This is a genomic window from Pseudomonas sp. B21-028 (genome assembly GCF_024749045.1).
Lineage (GTDB): Bacteria > Pseudomonadota > Gammaproteobacteria > Pseudomonadales > Pseudomonadaceae > Aquipseudomonas.
Map to the genome: position 1 here is coordinate 3,606,242 of NZ_CP087184.1, position 16,070 is coordinate 3,622,311.

Genomic DNA, 16,070 nt, shown 5'->3' on the forward strand with positions numbered 1-16,070 from the left:
GTATCGCTTCAAACTCGGTTGAAGGCACGACGACCATGAAAAATAAAAAAGTTCCATTCACGAGCAAAAGAAATCAGAATCGGCGCCGATAGTAGGGTGTCGACCAAAAAAGCTGGCGACATCTCTATAGTTGATGTAGCCATTTGCGAGGTGAGCAATGGACCCAGTCGTTACCGCACGTCCTCCCCAAACCCTTTACGTGACCATTCGTCGCGACGAATTGCGCCTTCTCAAGGAAGAACGCGATCTGCTGCTCGATGAAGTGACCCAGTTGCGCATGCAGCTGCAGCATGCCCAACTGTCTCATCAGGGCCAGGCCCTGGCTCGATAATCACCTTAGGAGCCTGCGATCTTTTGATCTTGATCTCGCTGAGATTCAAGTGTAAATGGAAAGATCGCAGCCTCGCTCCGCTTGGCAGCTCCTACGACAATATCCTTGCACCCGGCAGGGATACCCCTTCGCCACACGTGCTTTCGCACCCAGGCCAGCGTTCTCCAAGCGAGAAACTCACAAAGTTTTCACAACACTCTCGGGATACTCCCGACCTTTAGGGTGCTCGGCGCATGCCTGCGGTTACCAATCCGGTGCCAACAGCTTCGTCGGTGTAGATAAAAAAGGCTGGAGCGCTTGATGAGTCTGTTCAAACGCAGCAAAACGACTGCGAAAGGTTTCGACTGGGCCGGGTTCGGCTGGCTTTTCCTATTCTTCTGGTATTTCTCGGGCATTACTCAACTGCTTATCCTGTTGAGCGATACGTCCGGCTTCTCCGGATTTCGCCAGGCATTCATCATGAGTGCGGTGTGGCTGGCGCCCATGTTGCTTTTCCCTGCCCGGACCCGTCTGCTCGCCGCACTGATCGGTGTAGTGCTGTGGGCCTGCTCCATGGCCAGCCTGGGTTATTTCTTCATCTATCAGCAGGAATTCTCCCAAAGCGTCATCTTCATCATGTTCGAATCGAACGTGGCTGAAGCCGGCGAGTACATGACGCAGTATTTTGCCTGGTGGATGGTGCCGGCGTTCCTCGCTCATACCGCAGTGGCTTATTTCCTCTGGACGCGCCTGCGTCCGGTGTACCTGCCTCGCGGCCAGGCTCTGGTAGCCGCAGTGGTGATCCTCGGCGCCGTCATCGGCTACCCGCTTGTCAAGCAGACCCAGCGCACCGGTTCCCTGGCCGGCGGCCTGGAAAAATTCGAAGACCGTATCGAGCCGGCCGTGCCTTGGCAGATGCTGGTGGCATACCGTCGCTATGGCGAGCAGTTGGCCAACATGCAAGGCATGTTGCACAGTACCAGCAAGATCAAGCCGCTGCGCAACCTCAAGGACACCATGGCCAACCAGCCGGCGACCCTGGTGCTGGTGATCGGTGAGTCCACCAACCGTCAGCGCATGAGCTTGTATGGCTACCCGAGGGAGACTACGCCGGAGCTGGACAAGCTCAAGGACCAACTGGCGGTTTTCGACAATGTGATTACGCCACGCCCGTACACCATCGAGGCGCTGCAACAAGTGCTGACATTCGCCGACGAGCAGAATCCGGACCGGTACCTGACGACCCCTTCGCTGGTCAGCATGATGAAGCAGGCGGGCTACAAGACCTTCTGGATCACCAACCAGCAGACCATGACCAAGCGCAACACCATGCTCACCACGTTCTCCCAGCAGGCCGATGAGCAGGTGTACCTGAACAACAACCGCAACCAGAACGCCGCGCAGTACGATGGCGACGTGATTGCTCCGTTCAACAAGGCCCTGGCCGATACCGCACCGCGCAAGTTGATCGTGGTGCACCTGCTCGGCACTCACATGAGCTACCAGTACCGTTACCCACCAACCTTCAACAAGTTCACCGACCGCCAGGGCGTACCGGCGGGCCTGCGTGACGATCAGGTGCCTACCTACAACAGCTACGACAACGCAGTGCTGTACAACGATTTCGTGGTTTCCAGCCTGATCAAGGACTACGCCAAGAGCGACCCCAACGGCTTCCTGTTGTACCTGTCGGACCACGGTGAAGACGTGTTCGACTCAGCGGGTCACTCCACCCTGGGCCGCAACGAAGGCAAGCCCACCGCGCCGATGTACACCATTCCATTCATGGCCTGGGCATCGCCCAAGTGGCGTGAAACCCATGACTGGAACTTTGCCGGCGACCTGTCACGGCCTTACAGCAGTTCTGAGCTGATCCATACCTGGGCAGACCTGGCGGGCTTGAGTTTCGATGAACTGGACCGCAGCAAGAGCCTGGTCAGTACCGACTTCCTGGCCCGACCGCTGTTGATCGGCAATCCCTATCAACGCCAGCACAAGGCGCTGATCGACTTCAGCCTGATGCAGTCCAAGGCGCCAGCGGTCAAGGTGGTGCAGCAGTAACCGCAAAACAATCGCGTAACTTATGTGGGAGCGGGCTTGCTCGCGAAGGGGCCGCGTCAGTCAACCTAATCATTGGCTGACCTACCGCCTTCGCGAGCAAGCCCGCTCCCACAGGGTCCGACACAGTCAGTTTTTTACAGAGGCTTGGTCCAGAACAGCATGCGACCGTGGGCCGGGTCGAACATGCCAGCGGCGAAGCCGAACTTCGAATAGCTGGCCTGGGCCACGGCATTGCCTTCCAGCACCTCCAGGGTGATCTTGCAGCAACCGCGCTGACGCGCGATGTCCTCGACTTTCTGCAGCATCTTCTGGCTCAGGCCCAACCCGCGAAACGCCTTCATGACAGCAACGTCATGGATATTCACCAGCGGACGGCAGGCAAAGGTCGAAAAACCTTCGAAACAATTGACCAGCCCCGCCGGCTCGCCGTTGACGAATGCCAGCACGCTGAACGCGTGGGGGCGCTTGGCCAGTTCCTCCGGCAGGTGCAGCAAGACTTCGGCCGACAGCGACTGGCCACCACCCATGGGGTCTTCCGCATAGCCGTTGAGGACGTGACAGATCGCTTCGGCGTGAACCGGATTGGTATAGCTGGCTTGCAGTACGAGAACGTCCTTGGCTTCTTCCATGACCTTGCATCTCTCTTCGCGGATACGGCGGGTAGGTACCGACAGAGGGGGCCGTCGGTGGGTAGAGGTCAGGCGAACTGACCGAAACGTTGCATCTGCATTTCCTGGAGCCGACTGAGGGTACGGCGAAACGGAAATTGCAGGTAGCCCTGGGTATACAACTGATCCATGGGCACCTCGGCCGACAGGTACAGCGGCACCTTGCGATCGTAGCATTCGTCGATCAGGGCAATGAAGCGTCGCACACCGTCATCGTGGACCGACAGTTGCGGCAGCTCGCGATCCCCCGCCTCGACCCGCTCGACACCGTCTTCCGTACCACGGGCAATACGTCCTTCGCGCTGCTCGGCACTCAGGCAGGGCACGTCGCTGAGCAGGATAACCTTGTAGCGGTCGCACAGCCCCATGAAATCCAGGGCCGAGAACGGCTGCTCGCACAACTCCAGGTAGCGGCTCCAGAGCACTGTGTCGCTGGCCTTGAACGGCTCCAGCAGGCGATGGCCGACTTGCACCGGACCGGCGCTGGACTGCTGCCCTGCACTCAACCGTTCGAAAACCGCCCCCAACGGGTCCGGCTGTCCGGCTTCCCGTAGCCAATAGCGCTGCTGCACCGCGCCCGGGTGCTGGCGGTGATCCTGCCAGCCGTTCACCGGCACGACTTGCATGTGTTGCTTGATCGCCGTGATGGTCGGCAGGAACCGTTCACGGTTGTGGCCGTTGGCATAGAGTTCCTCGGGTGGCAGGTTCGAGGTGCTCACTATCACCATGCCCAGCTCGAACATGACCTGGAACAGGCGCCCGAGGATGATGGCATCACCAATGTCAGTGACGAACAACTCATCGAAACACAGTACCCGCACTTCCCGGCTCAGCTCCCTGGCCAGGGCCTGCAACGGGTCCGGCGTGCCCGTGAGCTGGAACGAACGCTGGTGCACCCAGGCCATGAAGTGATGGAAATGCTGACGACGGGCCGGAACCTGGAGACTTTCATGGAAACGGTCCATCAGCCAGGTCTTGCCACGCCCCACGGGCCCCCAGAGATACACCCCCTTGATCGACTTGCTTCCCTCATGCAGCGCCTTGTGGCATTGCTCCAGGGTCATGATCGCCAACTCCTGGGCCTCATCCTGGACAAAACCGTGATGTTCGATGGCGTGCTGCCAGGCACTCAAGGGGGAGTCGAAAGTCATGCGGCCCGGGTCCGGAAGAGGAAGGGGCTGAGTATGCCATGCCGGACAATGAACGATCACGCGAACCGAGCATGGGACTTGTGGCGAGGGGATTTAGCGAAACGTCGCACCGCCCCGCTGGGTCGCGCAGCGGCCCTAAAACCTGGCAGCACGGTGTGTCAGGCAGTATGTCTGGGGGCGCTTCGCACCCCAGCGGGGCGGTGCGACGTTTCGATAAATCCCCTCGCCACAGGAGCTGGCTCCTTTTAAATCGAGATATCCAGCCGGCTGATCTTGCCCTGCTCATCGAGCCGGAAGGTGTACCGCAACTCCAGCGGACTGCCAGGGAACGTCCCCGAGATCAGGTTGTGGACCAGCACCTTGCCCGTGCGTTGCTGCACGTTGAGCACTTCGACCCGTGGCTGGAAGCGGCGGGAAGTGTCTTCCATCCATTGGATGATGGCCTGGGTGCCAGCCCGGTGCTGGCCCTCATCGAACACATTGGCATCCTCGGCAAAGAAACGGGTCACCGCCGAGCTGTCACGGGCATTGGCGGCCGCGATGTAGCCAGCGATGGCCGGGGCCAGGGAAGAGACGGGATTGGACATGGTACGGCTCCTTGTTTTATCGACCTGGCGCCATGCTAAAACAGCCTCATGTCAGTTCTTGTCAGGAGTGAAGCGCCCGGTGTCGTCCAGTTGCATCGACTTCATCCAGGCCCGCAGCAAGTCGCTGCGCCTGCCGGGATAACGCTCACCTTGCTCGGTTGCCGAGGCAATCCGGTCGGTGCGAAAGGTTCGATAGGCGCCCCGCAGTTCGCACCAGGCCACCACCACCCGCGCCTCGTTGAAAAAACCCAGGGCCAGGGGCCAGATCAGCCGCTGGCTCGGCGTGTTGTTCACGTCGGCGTAATCGATGTGCAACTTCGCCTGAGTACGGATTGCCTGGCGATACACGTTCAGTTCCACCGTATTCTGCGGATACCCATACCCCGGCGGACCGGGCAACACCGTAGGATTGCGCAAGGCGTCCCGGACATCGGGGGCCAACACCGCGGCGACCTTCGCCAAGGCATCGGCGGCCGCTTTGCCCAACACCTCATCGCCGCGCTGATCCACGTAGCGCAAACCCAGGACAATGGCTTCGATTTCATCGGCGGTGAACATCAGTGGCGGCAGGAACAGGCCACTGCGCAATACGTAGCCGATGCCCGCCTCCCCCTGGATCGGCGCCCCAAGGGCGGTCAGCTCGGCAATGTCGCGGTAGAGCGTGCGCTCGGACACCTTCAACTCTGCCGCCAATGTCGCTGCGGTGGCCGGGCAGCGCTTGCCGCGCAAGACTTGCAACAAAGTGAGCAGCCGAGTGGTACGGGACACGATGGGCAATCCAGATGAAAAAAGTTGCTGCAGATTAGCAGAGGCTGTTGTCAGAAACTGTCAGGAGCCCAGCGTCTATCTGGATTTGGAGTACTTGGTGGCGAGGGGATTTAGCGAAACGTCGCACCGCCCCGCTGGGCTGCGAAGCGGCCCTAAATACTCACGCCTCGATATACCAGACAGATTGAGTCGCCTGTTCTGGGGCTGCTGCGCAGCCCAGCGGGGCGGTGCGACGTTTCGCTAAATCCCCTCGCCACAGGGTTCTTCGCTTGCCTTTGGGTGTGAGTTATCGTGACCAAAATTTATCGTGAGAGTACGCCCATGCGCAGAATCCCCGGCCTGTTCCTTTTACTGACACTGCTCAGCCTCAGTGCCTGCGCCCTCTTCCCGCACCGCGACCCGCTGAACATCAACGTGGTCGGCATCGAACCCTTGCCCAGCCAGGACCTGGAGATGCGCTTTGCCGTGAAGCTGCGCCTGCAGAACCCCAACGAAACCGCTATCGAATACAACGGCGTGGCGCTGGACCTGGAGGTCAACGACCGCACGCTGGCGACCGGGGTCAGCGATCAGAGCGGCTCCATTCCACGCTACTCCGAAGCGGTCTTGAGCGTCCCCGTGAGCATTTCGGCCTTTTCGGTGCTGCGCCAGACCCTGGGCCTGAGCCAGGTCCAGGGCCTGGATAACCTGCCCTATGTGCTCAAGGGCAAACTCTCCGGAGGATTGTTCGGCACCATGCGCTTCGTCGACCGCGGAACCCTAGATTTGCCGGGGTCCGCGGCAACCTGGTGATTCAAGCGGTGAACCGCACGCCGGGCCGGGCCCGCTCGTCCACCACCAGTTCGAACACGTCCGGCCTGGCGTAATGACCGACCACGTCATAGTCATAACGGGCCCGCACCAGCTCATCGGTGTCGATTTCGGCGGTCAATAACCCCGCCGCGTTTTTCAACGGCCCGGCCAGCACATCTCCCATGGGACCGATGATCACACTGCCACCAGCGATCAATGGACGCTCCGCCGGCCAGTGCTCGACATCGATGCCCAGTGCCTGAGGCGAGGCCTGGACCTGACAGGCACTGACCACAAAGCATCGCCCCTCATGGGCTATGTGACGCATGGTCACCTGCCACATCTCCCGCTCATCCACCGTTGGCGCACACCAGACCTCCACGCCCTTGGCATACATCGCGGTGCGCAGCAGCGGCATCATGTTTTCCCAGCACACCGCCGCGCCGACCCGCCCGACCTGGCTGTCGATCACCGGCAACGTCGAACCATCGCCCTTGCCCCAGATCAGCCGCTCGGTGCCGGTGGGCATCAGCTTGCGATGCTTGGCCACCAGCCCCGCATCGGGTTCGAAGTACAGCGCCGTGCAATACAGGGTGCTGCCGGCCCGTTCGATGACGCCCAGCACCAGACTGGCCCTCGTGCGCGCCGAAAGGCCGGCCAACGCCTCGGTTTCGACACCCGGTACGTCGATGGCGTTGGCAAAGTAGCGGGCGAATGCCTCACGCCCCTCCGGCAGCCGGTAACCCAGTCGGGTCCCGAACCCCTCACCCTTGGGATAGCCACCCAACAGCGCTTCGGGCATCACCACCAGGCGAGCGCCGGCCTGGCGTATGGCGTCTTCGTAGGAAAGGATCTGCGCCAGTGTCTCCTCCTTGCCACCTGGCAAGGAACCGATCTGCAGGGCAGCCACAATGGATTTTGGCATGGGTGTTCAACTCCTTGGTCATCAGGTGTTGCTGATTCTCAGGCGTCGGCCGATCATGAATAAAGCCCAATACATTGCTAAACGATATGAGCCCCATGAATATCGCCAATCTTGATCTCAACCTGCTCAAGACCTTCGAAGCCCTGCACGACGAATCCAGCGCCAGCCGCGCCGCGTTGCGCCTGGGGGTGACCCAGTCGGCCATCAGCGCGGCGCTGCGCAGGCTGCGCAATGTGTATGGCGATCAACTGTTCGTGCGCACCGGTCGAGGCCTGGCGCCGACGCTGCGAGCCAATCAACTCAAGCCCGTGATCAGCGAGGCCTTGGACAAGTGCCGCCAGAGCCTGGCGATGATCGATCCGGATACCAATCATTACGACGGCCGCTCGGTCATCGTCGGCCTGTCCGACGACTTCGAACTGGCCTACGGGCGTCGGCTGATCGAGGAAGTGGCGCGACGGGCGCCGGGGTTACGCCTGATCTTTCGCCAGACCCACAGCCAGATCGTCGGTCGCAACCTGATGGAGCGCAATTTCGACCTGGCGATCACGGCGGGTGGTTTCACGGAACGGCTGCTCAGCCGCCAGGTATTGGGTGAAGGCGATTATGCCTGCCTGGTCGACCCGGCCAGCCTGGAGGAAGACCAGCAGACCCTCAGCCTGGAGGCGTTCGTGGGCCGCGAACATCTGCTGGTGTCATCGGGTGGCTTCATCGGCATCACCGACGAGGGACTGGCCGGGCTCGGTTTGAGCCGGAAGGTGTGTGCCTCGACCACGCATTTTGCCGCGTTGCCGTTTCTGCTCAAGGGCAGCCGCGCCGTGGCGACCATTCCGGGGCATGCGGCGCGGGCCATTGCCGCGTTCGGTGGCCTGGCGTTGCTGCCCTGCCCCCTCGCCTTGCCACGTTATCCCATCGAACTGGGATGGCGCACCCACACCCAGATGGATCCGGCGGTGGTCAAGGTTCGCGAGGCCATCGTCAGGACCTTTGCGTGAGGTCTATTTGTTGGTGGCCATCAGCCGATTGACCTCACTGCGCACCATGTTGGCGTATTCCGGAGGCGACATGCCGTCCAGTTCGGCACGTACCCATTCGGCCCATTTGCCTTTGCGCTTGGAGCGCTCGCCAAACAACCGGGCAGCGTCGCCCTTGGCCTTGCCCAGGTTGTTCTGCCACAACTCGAACAGTCGGGATTTTTCGTCTTCCAGCGCGGCACGCTCGGCCAGCGGCTTGTCAGCCAGATTGAAACTCATGGACATTACCTGTTGCGTAAATAGGCGACATCTTACACCTTGCGGGATAACGTCTTAACCCTCATTTAGACTTGGCCTACTGACAACACCGGTCACTGCAACTTTTGCACAAGCGCAACACTCCACTGTTCACGGTAATCATCAGCAAGGAGTAACCCGATGGCTCGTAGACCCACCGCGCAAGCGAACGGAGAGCAGATCAAGGATCAAGTGTTCAGTGAATTGAAGGCCTTGATCGAAGAGTCGGAAAAACTGCTCAAGAGCAGCGAGTCACTGGTCGGTGAAGATGCCGAAAGCCTGCGGGGTCAGATCTCCCAGAAACTGCAGCAGGCCCTGGATTCGGTCTCCAGCGCACGAGAACGTACCCGGCCCATGGTCGATGCCACTGAACTCTACATCGGCGGCCATCCCTGGCAAACCGTGGCGGTTTCCGCCGGTTTCGGGCTGGTGGTGGGCTTGTTGCTCGGAAGGCGTTAAGCAACAAGCCTGTGGGAGCAAAGCTTGCTCGCGATAGCGGCGGACCAGCCGATACAGTTCGACTGACTGGCCTACTCGCGAGCAAGCTTTGCTCCCACAGGCTTGAGGCTTGAAACCGACTGTTATCAGGCAGCAATTCCTTCGGATTACAGCCCCGCCAAATCCCGCAGCTGTTGCAATGTCTGCTCATCCAGCGCAATCCCATGCTCATCGGAATGACTTCGTTCCCGATGGCGGCGATCCCCCGGCAACCGCTGCAACCCCACCCCCTGCATTTGCCTGACCAGCTCCTGGCTGCGCTCGGCAAAGTTCTGTCCGGCGGCCTTGCTCGGGTCGATCACGATCAACAATTGCCCGGTCCACGGCGTCTTGGCCCCCGGATGGTTGTTCCAGTCGAACTCGAACGAGAAATTGCCGCCGGTCAGGGCCGCCGCCAGCAGTTCGACCATCATCGACAACGCCGACCCCTTGTGCCCGCCAAACGGCAGGAGCGCGCCGCCTTCAAGAATCGCCTTCGGGTCGCAGGTCGGTTGGCCGAGGTTGTCCACCCCCATGCCTGGCGGTAACAACTCGCCCTTGCGCGCGGCAATCTGTACGTCGCCATGGGCGATGGCGCTGGTGGCCAGGTCAAATACAATCGGCTCGCCGCCGGCCCGTGGCGCGGCGAAGGCAATGGGATTGGTGCCGAACAACGGACGGTCCGCGCCATGGGGTACCACGCACGTCATGCTGTTGACCACGCTCAACGCCACCAAGCCTTCGTAGGCAAACGGCTCGACGTCCGGCCAGAGGGCCGCGAAGTGATGGGAATTGCGGATAGCCAACACCGCGATACCGGCGCTGCGCGCCTTCGCCACCAATAACGGCCGTGCCGCAGCCAGGGCCGGCTGGGCAAAACCGTTTCCGGCGTCCACCCGGACGAATCCCGATGCGACGTCTTCAACCACCGGCACCGCCTGGCCGTTGACCCAGCCGCTGTTCAGCGTCGAGACATAGCCAGGCATACGAAACACCCCATGGCTGTGGGCCCCGTCGCGTTCCGCGCGGGCGCAGTTTTCAGCCAGGGTACGGGCGACCTCGGCCGAGGTGCCATGTCGCAGGAAAATTTTCTCCAGCAGCTCCACCAAGGCATCTAAAGAGAGGGGGCCGGAACCGGCATGATCGGATAGCGCAGACATCTGAAGCTCCAGAATGATTGTTGGAGGTAGCCGCAGTGAGGGGGGACAAAGCCGGATTAAACACCGCTTCAGGCGCGTGCTGTCAATCTTTTCACCGCAGGCATGTCCCGAGCGCCTCAGCCTGAAAGCTCTGAAGCTTCGCGTGCGGTAACTATGTACCACCTTTGCCCTTTCATCGTTCTCTAGGCTGGCCGCTTCATCCACGTACGGGCTGCCTCATGGCGCCTTGATCGAGAAGCAACGATGCCCCGTGAGACCACGCCACTGCTATTCCCCGACGTCCTGGATGCCATCCGCCTGGACGAATTGAGCGCAACCGATGGGTTGACGCAAACCGACCTCGACTGGCTGCACCATGCAGCCCTGCCCAGCCACATGCTGCGCGCTGCGCAAACGCCATCAATGTCTGCCGAAACCGTTCTGCTCCAGGCCGAGGGCCAGGCGCCGATTCCGCTGGCCGGCTGCTTTACGCTGACTACCTTGCCAGACGTCGACACCTCGAACTCCAAGCCGGCATTCCTCTACACGCCGCAGGGTGGGATCGAGAAATTCGACACCCCGCAGGCGCTGGAAACCCGGATTGATCAAATGCTCGCAACCCCTGCCGAGCGTGACGGCCTGTTCCAGCTCCTGTCCATTTCCCAACGCGCCGAACTGAACACCGGCGCCATTATCAGCCAGGCCCGGCGGACCATAGACGGCGATGTGTTCAAGGCCCAGGTCGACTCCATCGAGCACGCTCAAAGCCTCAACGCGCTGACCATGGTCAATGAGCTGATCGAATTGCCCTCGCTGACCTCGATGCTGGACCAGGTATTGAAAGAAGTGCTGGCGAACTTTGACCCTCAACAGACCCGCGTCACAATCACCGCCGATGCAGGGCTGGGTGATCCGACCATGGGCAAAGTGACCAACAACCTGTCACTGTCCGAAGCGGTCCTGGTGTACTTCCACCATCAGGGCCGGCCAGCACGACATGACGTCGATTTCATCCATCCGGACATCACGGCAGCGCCACACAATTCGCGGCAGTGGGAAAGCCTGCTGCGGGTCACCTCTGGGAACCTGATCCCCAAGCTCACCGATTGCATCAATGCCTATTGGAGCGCCACCGGCCCGTTCCATATTTCACGCCGGGAGCTACTTTCGCAGGTTCTCAGCGATGCCCTGCGCGCAACCATCCTGGGTAAACGGGAGCAAAGGCAACTGACCGATGCGCAAAGCCAGGAGCTGCTCCGATTGTTCGGGCCATCCCGCCAGGACGAAACGCCTCTGTTCATCGAAACGATTCGCCTCTGGGAATATGAGCCGCTCCATGTGGAGCTTGCCGGGTCGCTGATGATCAGTGGCAAAGAGCACTATCTCTACAGGCCCGGTCATGACCTGCAGAAAGTCGACCATTACCGCGGCTTCAAGGACGCGCTGCTGGCTACGCCGACAAGCCTGGCACGCAAGGAGGAACTCTACAGCCTGCTGAGCCTGGAAGAGCGCAACCGATTTCTGCGCCTTGATGAGCCACAGGTCTCAGGACGTTCAGTGACGCTGCCGCTATTCGAGTCCCTGGCGGATGCAATCATCGGTAAGCAGATCAGCAACCTTCACTACGCCCTGGAGATGTCCCGCCAGGGCACCGTGAACATCCATGCCCTGGTCGACAAGGCACTGGATATCCGCTCCCTGATCAACAGGAACCTGCTGGAACATGGAACCGATGGGCACTGGGGCACCCTGCCAGCCTTCTATGGCGACTCGCGGCCGTCCAACTTCATGGCCGATCAACTGACGAGAAGGATCAAGAGCTATACCACCGTCGAAGAGGCTTTCAACACACTGTTCGCCCAACTGCCACTCTCCAACGAAATCTCACTGCACAGCCGACTCAGAGCCCTGCTGCCTGAACTCAGCAACGTTTTTTCCCTGGGAATACGGGCCGAAGCCGAACTCAGGAAACTCAACGGGACACTGCCGCCCGCCGCAGACGATCTCATCAACAGTGTGTTTGTCTACGATGGCGACTATCCGAATCGCGAGCAGCGCATTGGCCTCAAAGGCTTTCGGCCCGATGCCTATTCACTGAGGCTTGCCTGCACCACGGAGGACAACACAACCTCCTTTCCCCTCGCCAATTGTTTTTTCCTGACCGAGCGCGGAGGACTGGACACGCCCTACTCAGGCCTGGGAGTCCTCTGGACGCCAACCGACGGCTTGCAGGTATTTCCCTCCGTCGACGTCGCGACGAAACAATTGAACCGAAACCTGCTCGACTCCCGCAAACGCTTTGGCCTGCTCGCCAACCTGCCCAGTGCCCAACGCAAGCCTCACGGGCGTTACCAGCTCGAGACCTTTGAGTTGATTGAAGACAACGTGTTGCTCGATCGGATGAATTCGTTCATCAGGTTGTTCGAGACCGAACACGGCTACTTGAAGACCTTGAGAACCCGGGACTGGCAACTGACCGGGACGGCACTGGTCAGGAGCCTTGAAGCATTGCTGAACAAGGGCGCCCCTACCAACCTGGCCCGTGCCAAACGCATCGCCCAGGCGGACTGGTGGCAACAGAAGCTGCCTGCCTGGCTCGGCATGGCTTCTCTCGAGGAGCAGCGCCTGCATATCGATCTGCTTGAGCAATATCGAAACAGCGTGATCGATGGCAAGGACTACCTGGACGGTATCGAGCCCTTGCAGACCTATACCCGTAAAAAACTGAAAGCGCTGCTGGATGCGCGCTTTACCGAAAAGGACCTGGACCCGACGACCATCCAGATCACACCGAACCTCGCGCTGGCGGGGCCTCCCAGCTCCCTGGACGCGTTCGCCCTGAACCCTATCGATGTCACCCGGAAAACCGGATTCAAGGTGTCGTCGACGTCCAGACGCAAGCTGCCTGACAGCCTGAACGAGGCAGCGGTCAAACAGTTGCTGCTGTCATTGGATATTTCCACCTCGTATAAACGACATGTGCTGGACAAGCTGTCTGGTACGACAGAGGACGTTCAACAGAGAAAACAGCGCTTCGGCCAACAGCTACCCTGGCAACTGTTGCAATACGCTCACGCACGGTGCCTACAACAGTACCTCTCCCCTTCGGCCTTCGACTTGATTCGCCAGGTGCTGGACATGCCGGACGCCATTGCCCGTCAGGCGGTAAAAGGCGCCAGCGCGCTGATCCGTCCCCTGGAGCTGATCAAGACCGATGGTGCTGCGGCGATCAAGGCCCTAGGGCTTTACCTGATCGGGTCAAGCACCGATGCGAAAGCGCCCCACGTTCTGTACGCCCCCTACCATACAGGCCCGGGTTTCACCGAGTTCAAGGACGAAGCGAGTGTCGTGGACGCCTTCAACAGGCCAGGACCGCTACAAGACTTGTTAATCAGTCGCCTGCCTGCCAACCAGCGAAGCACGTTCAAAAATCTGTTCATCTCCACCCTCGGGCAGCGATCGGAAATTACCCTCGCTTCGAAACCGGTCCGAACGAACATCCTCGATACATTGTTCGATGACAATACCCATTTGTTAGCGGACCTGCTCACCACTCAAACAGACAGGCAACGTCAGTTCGACTGGGAAGCCGTGCGGCATCTGCTCAGCGTCGGTGCCAGGTTCGTGGGCAGGCAACTGCCGGGCAAACTGAATTTTTTCGAAACACTGTGGGAAAGCTATCAAGACTTCAAATCTTCTTCCGAAGCGTTGCAGCAACATGACTGGAAAACCGGCCTGCATGACTTCATTGCCGGTGCCGCGGAAATGGTGTCGCTCGGCTTCATGAACAGGGAGGATACGTTCGGGCTGCTCGACCCCGTCGGCGCTGCCTCGCAAAACACACCCGCGGCTCCGATCCATTGGAAGGACATCGCTTCCACAGCCCCTATCCGCACCAACCTCCAAGCCTTCGAAGCCACGGGCGTAAGCCTCCAGGATCTGCACAAGAACCCCGCTGACGGCACCTACAAGGCCGCAGGCTCCGGCAAGCTGTATGTCAGCGTTGTTGGCAAAGTCTTTCAAGTGGCGAAGGTCAATCAGGTCTGGCGCGTGGTCCATGACAAGGGAGAGGGACCGATACTGGAAAGATTGCCTGGGAGCCAGGAGTGGACCATTGACCCACAACGACAGACCATTCGTTACGGCAAGGTGATGTCGACCCTTGCGAACAGGTACAGCGACTACAAGGCCGCAGATACGCTGAATATCGAAGCCAGAGGCATGGCTGAGATACGCAGGAAATACCCCCACCATGCAAACGTCATTGTGCAGGCGCTGGAGACAGCCAGGTATTATTCCCTCAATGCGCTCCATAATCTCGATCAGGCCAGGCAACGGGTTTCATCGGGTTCCCGGCTGGATACTTACCTCAAGGTCTTTTTCGGCGTCGCACAGGTCGATGCCAGCTTGATCGCCAGGATACAAGCCACGGTTGCTCCGATATGCCAGGTGCTGGCCGACCCATCCTGGGAAACGCTGAACGAAAAACGCATCGTGATCGGCAACCTCAAAAGTGCCGACGATACGGCGACTGCATTCGTGCTCGAACCCAATGCAGCCGGAAAAATCTACCTCACGCAATTTTTCTTCAACGCAGGACTGGACGCGTACAAGGCCATCGTTCCCGAGTCCTTCAATGTCGACGCTCATGCCCAGGGAGCGACCCTCATCCACGAATTGACCCATCAGTTGCTCGACACACATGACATCGCTTACCTGGACGCGTTATTGCCATTTCCCGACCTGATTTCGCAAATCACTCATTACGGACGAACCCGGTATGAAGCGCAGAAGGACCAGCAACTCAATGGGCTCTCGCTGACCACGCCACGTTCAAGGTTGTTCTTGGGGTGGGATACCACAGCCAGCACGTTCAAGAGCCTGGAGTTGCTTCCCGAGTTCAAGGCTACCGCCAGGGAAATCCTCAAAGTGACCGGCGCCAGAACCATGAACGAGGCGCGTGATGTCTTTCTGAATCCCAGCTCGGCGGACCAGCGCATCGACGTCATCCTTCGAAACGCCGACTCGCTGACCCTGCTCATCTGTGAGTTGGGACGCCAGCTCGACTCGCCCTCCTGAACATGCTCGCCCCAGCCCGAACGCAAAAAAAATCGCCTGTACCCGAACAATCACAAGGGTTTAACGACATCCCGGCGAATTTTTCACATCACGGCCCGCATGATTGGCCGTTCCTCTTGAAGGAGCACGCGTGACTATTTCAGATCAGGCTGGTAAGGACCTCTTGCATGCAAAACGCGCAACTGCCCATGGAGAATAAGCCGAGGCCGGACGGCGTCTCGATGACAACCCCGAATAACCTGCTCGCCAACGCGACGGAACGAGGCAGTAACGAACACATCAGGCGCCTGCTCAAGAGCTTCGGACTCAGGACCAGCCTGATTCGCCTCAAGATCATCGACGTATTGCTCACGGCTACGGTGGAGAACCATTGCCTGGGCGTGCGAGGCGTGCACAGTCAGCTGTTGGGGCTGGACATTCCCTTGTCCTTTCTCAGTGTTCGCGAGGTATTGAAGCGCCTGTGCAGCGAAGGGGTGGTGACACTCAATCCCGACAAGAGCTACAGCCTGCACCCCAGGGCCATGGCCGTGCTCGCCGCCGGGGAATACCCTTAGGGCTTGACCTTGCGCCGCATCACACCGTTGATCACCACCACGATCACCGCCACGGCAATGGCGATGTATTGAAACAGCTGCTCGCTGATCATGCCTTTGTTCTGCATCCACGACAGCCCCAGCATGATCGCCAGGACCACGAGGACAATCAGAATCGAGTATTTCAAACGTTGCGAATGAGTCATTGCCAATTCCTGAATGTATCCGTTCTGTATCCGTTCGCTTGCCAACTGCCTACCCGGTTCCAGGGACAAGCGGCAGCCAATGGGGGTCCCCATGGTACAACCG

15 protein-coding genes are annotated in these 16,070 nt (G+C 59.8%); 7 read left to right on the top strand and 8 right to left on the bottom strand.

Going from position 1 to position 16,070, the window contains the following annotated elements:
* The first annotated feature begins 157 nt into the window (after positions 1–157).
* Together LOY35_RS15645 and LOY35_RS15650 are read left to right on the top strand one after the other, a co-directional pair.
* The gene (locus LOY35_RS15645) at positions 158–331 is read left to right on the top strand and encodes a DUF6026 family protein (protein WP_162843604.1); all 174 of its coding nucleotides are present in this window, start codon (positions 158–160) and stop codon (positions 329–331) included.
* Between the two features lie 300 nt (positions 332–631).
* Positions 632–2,371, top strand: a complete 1,740-nt coding sequence (locus LOY35_RS15650) for a phosphoethanolamine transferase CptA (protein ID WP_258624578.1) — start codon at positions 632–634, stop codon at positions 2,369–2,371.
* Positions 2,372–2,505: 134 nt separating this feature from the next.
* On the opposite strand, the gene LOY35_RS15655 is transcribed toward LOY35_RS15650, so the two are convergent.
* From LOY35_RS15655 to LOY35_RS15670, 4 genes are all read right to left on the bottom strand, one after another.
* Positions 2,506–3,000 carry a GNAT family N-acetyltransferase gene (locus tag LOY35_RS15655; protein WP_041023187.1) on the bottom strand — a complete coding sequence of 165 codons (495 nt, stop codon included), beginning with the start codon at positions 2,998–3,000 and terminating at the stop codon, positions 2,506–2,508.
* A 68-nt stretch (positions 3,001–3,068) separates the two neighbouring features.
* A complete protein-coding gene (zapE, locus tag LOY35_RS15660) occupies positions 3,069–4,190 on the bottom strand; it encodes a cell division protein ZapE (RefSeq protein WP_258624580.1) in 1,122 nt (373 codons plus the stop codon).
* A 245-nt stretch (positions 4,191–4,435) separates the two neighbouring features.
* Complete coding sequence (locus tag LOY35_RS15665) at positions 4,436–4,777, bottom strand: nuclear transport factor 2 family protein (protein ID WP_041023185.1); 342 nt, start codon at positions 4,775–4,777, stop codon at positions 4,436–4,438.
* Positions 4,778–4,828: 51 nt separating this feature from the next.
* A complete protein-coding gene (locus tag LOY35_RS15670; RefSeq protein ID WP_258624584.1) occupies positions 4,829–5,545 on the bottom strand; it encodes a YafY family protein in 717 nt (238 codons plus the stop codon).
* A 321-nt stretch (positions 5,546–5,866) separates the two neighbouring features.
* Between LOY35_RS15670 and LOY35_RS15675 the strand changes: the two genes are divergently transcribed.
* Entirely contained in the window at positions 5,867–6,337 is a 471-nt protein-coding gene (locus LOY35_RS15675) for an LEA type 2 family protein (RefSeq protein WP_258624587.1), read from the top strand.
* Between the two features lies 1 nt (position 6,338).
* On the opposite strand, the gene LOY35_RS15680 is transcribed toward LOY35_RS15675, so the two are convergent.
* Positions 6,339–7,262: a carbon-nitrogen hydrolase family protein gene (locus LOY35_RS15680; RefSeq protein ID WP_258624589.1), complete on the bottom strand. Its 924-nt coding sequence runs from the start codon at positions 7,260–7,262 to the stop codon at positions 6,339–6,341.
* 86 nt (positions 7,263–7,348) lie between these two features.
* On the opposite strand from LOY35_RS15680, the gene LOY35_RS15685 reads away from it, so the two are divergent.
* Positions 7,349–8,257, top strand: coding sequence for a LysR family transcriptional regulator (locus tag LOY35_RS15685; RefSeq protein ID WP_258624591.1), 909 nt, complete (start codon positions 7,349–7,351; stop codon positions 8,255–8,257).
* A gap of 3 nt (positions 8,258–8,260) precedes the next feature.
* Here LOY35_RS15685 and LOY35_RS15690 read toward each other — a convergent pair whose 3' ends face one another.
* Positions 8,261–8,515 (bottom strand): hypothetical protein, encoded by a 255-nt coding sequence (locus LOY35_RS15690; protein ID WP_258624593.1) that lies wholly within the window; start codon positions 8,513–8,515, stop codon positions 8,261–8,263.
* 159 nt (positions 8,516–8,674) lie between these two features.
* Here LOY35_RS15690 and LOY35_RS15695 point away from each other — a divergent pair, with 159 nt between their 5' ends.
* The gene (locus LOY35_RS15695) at positions 8,675–8,992 is read left to right on the top strand and encodes a YqjD family protein (RefSeq protein WP_258624595.1); all 318 of its coding nucleotides are present in this window, start codon (positions 8,675–8,677) and stop codon (positions 8,990–8,992) included.
* A gap of 146 nt (positions 8,993–9,138) precedes the next feature.
* On the opposite strand, the gene LOY35_RS15700 is transcribed toward LOY35_RS15695, so the two are convergent.
* Positions 9,139–10,170 carry an Ldh family oxidoreductase gene (locus LOY35_RS15700; protein WP_258624596.1) on the bottom strand — a complete coding sequence of 344 codons (1,032 nt, stop codon included), beginning with the start codon at positions 10,168–10,170 and terminating at the stop codon, positions 9,139–9,141.
* Positions 10,171–10,413: 243 nt separating this feature from the next.
* Between LOY35_RS15700 and LOY35_RS15705 the strand changes: the two genes are divergently transcribed.
* Together LOY35_RS15705 and LOY35_RS15710 are read left to right on the top strand one after the other, a co-directional pair.
* A complete protein-coding gene (locus LOY35_RS15705; protein ID WP_258624598.1) occupies positions 10,414–15,228 on the top strand; it encodes a M35 family metallopeptidase in 4,815 nt (1,604 codons plus the stop codon).
* Between the two features lie 167 nt (positions 15,229–15,395).
* Positions 15,396–15,782 carry a fe2+ zn2+ uptake regulation protein gene (locus tag LOY35_RS15710; protein ID WP_258624599.1) on the top strand — a complete coding sequence of 129 codons (387 nt, stop codon included), beginning with the start codon at positions 15,396–15,398 and terminating at the stop codon, positions 15,780–15,782.
* Here the strand turns inward: LOY35_RS15710 and LOY35_RS15715 are convergent.
* A complete protein-coding gene (locus tag LOY35_RS15715) occupies positions 15,779–15,967 on the bottom strand; it encodes a hypothetical protein (RefSeq protein WP_024780171.1) in 189 nt (62 codons plus the stop codon). The genes LOY35_RS15710 and LOY35_RS15715 overlap by 4 nt on opposite strands.
* Between the last annotated feature and the right edge of the window lie 103 nt (positions 15,968–16,070).

Excerpts from the sequence above, each read along its gene's own strand:
- LOY35_RS15645 (WP_162843604.1), top strand. The coding sequence starts at position 158 with ATGGACCCAGTCGTTACCGCACGTCCTCCCCAAACCCTTTACGTGACC.
- LOY35_RS15650 (WP_258624578.1), top strand. The coding sequence starts at position 632 with ATGAGTCTGTTCAAACGCAGCAAAACGACTGCGAAAGGTTTCGACTGG.
- LOY35_RS15655 (WP_041023187.1), bottom strand. The coding sequence starts at position 3,000 with ATGGAAGAAGCCAAGGACGTTCTCGTACTGCAAGCCAGCTATACCAAT.
- zapE (WP_258624580.1), bottom strand. The coding sequence starts at position 4,190 with ATGACTTTCGACTCCCCCTTGAGTGCCTGGCAGCACGCCATCGAACAT.
- LOY35_RS15665 (WP_041023185.1), bottom strand. The coding sequence starts at position 4,777 with ATGTCCAATCCCGTCTCTTCCCTGGCCCCGGCCATCGCTGGCTACATC.
- LOY35_RS15675 (WP_258624587.1), top strand. The coding sequence starts at position 5,867 with ATGCGCAGAATCCCCGGCCTGTTCCTTTTACTGACACTGCTCAGCCTC.
- LOY35_RS15680 (WP_258624589.1), bottom strand. The coding sequence starts at position 7,262 with ATGCCAAAATCCATTGTGGCTGCCCTGCAGATCGGTTCCTTGCCAGGT.
- LOY35_RS15685 (WP_258624591.1), top strand. The coding sequence starts at position 7,349 with ATGAGCCCCATGAATATCGCCAATCTTGATCTCAACCTGCTCAAGACC.
- LOY35_RS15690 (WP_258624593.1), bottom strand. The coding sequence starts at position 8,515 with ATGAGTTTCAATCTGGCTGACAAGCCGCTGGCCGAGCGTGCCGCGCTG.
- LOY35_RS15695 (WP_258624595.1), top strand. The coding sequence starts at position 8,675 with ATGGCTCGTAGACCCACCGCGCAAGCGAACGGAGAGCAGATCAAGGAT.
- LOY35_RS15700 (WP_258624596.1), bottom strand. The coding sequence starts at position 10,170 with ATGTCTGCGCTATCCGATCATGCCGGTTCCGGCCCCCTCTCTTTAGAT.
- LOY35_RS15705 (WP_258624598.1), top strand. The coding sequence starts at position 10,414 with ATGCCCCGTGAGACCACGCCACTGCTATTCCCCGACGTCCTGGATGCC.
- LOY35_RS15710 (WP_258624599.1), top strand. The coding sequence starts at position 15,396 with ATGCAAAACGCGCAACTGCCCATGGAGAATAAGCCGAGGCCGGACGGC.
- LOY35_RS15715 (WP_024780171.1), bottom strand. The coding sequence starts at position 15,967 with ATGACTCATTCGCAACGTTTGAAATACTCGATTCTGATTGTCCTCGTG.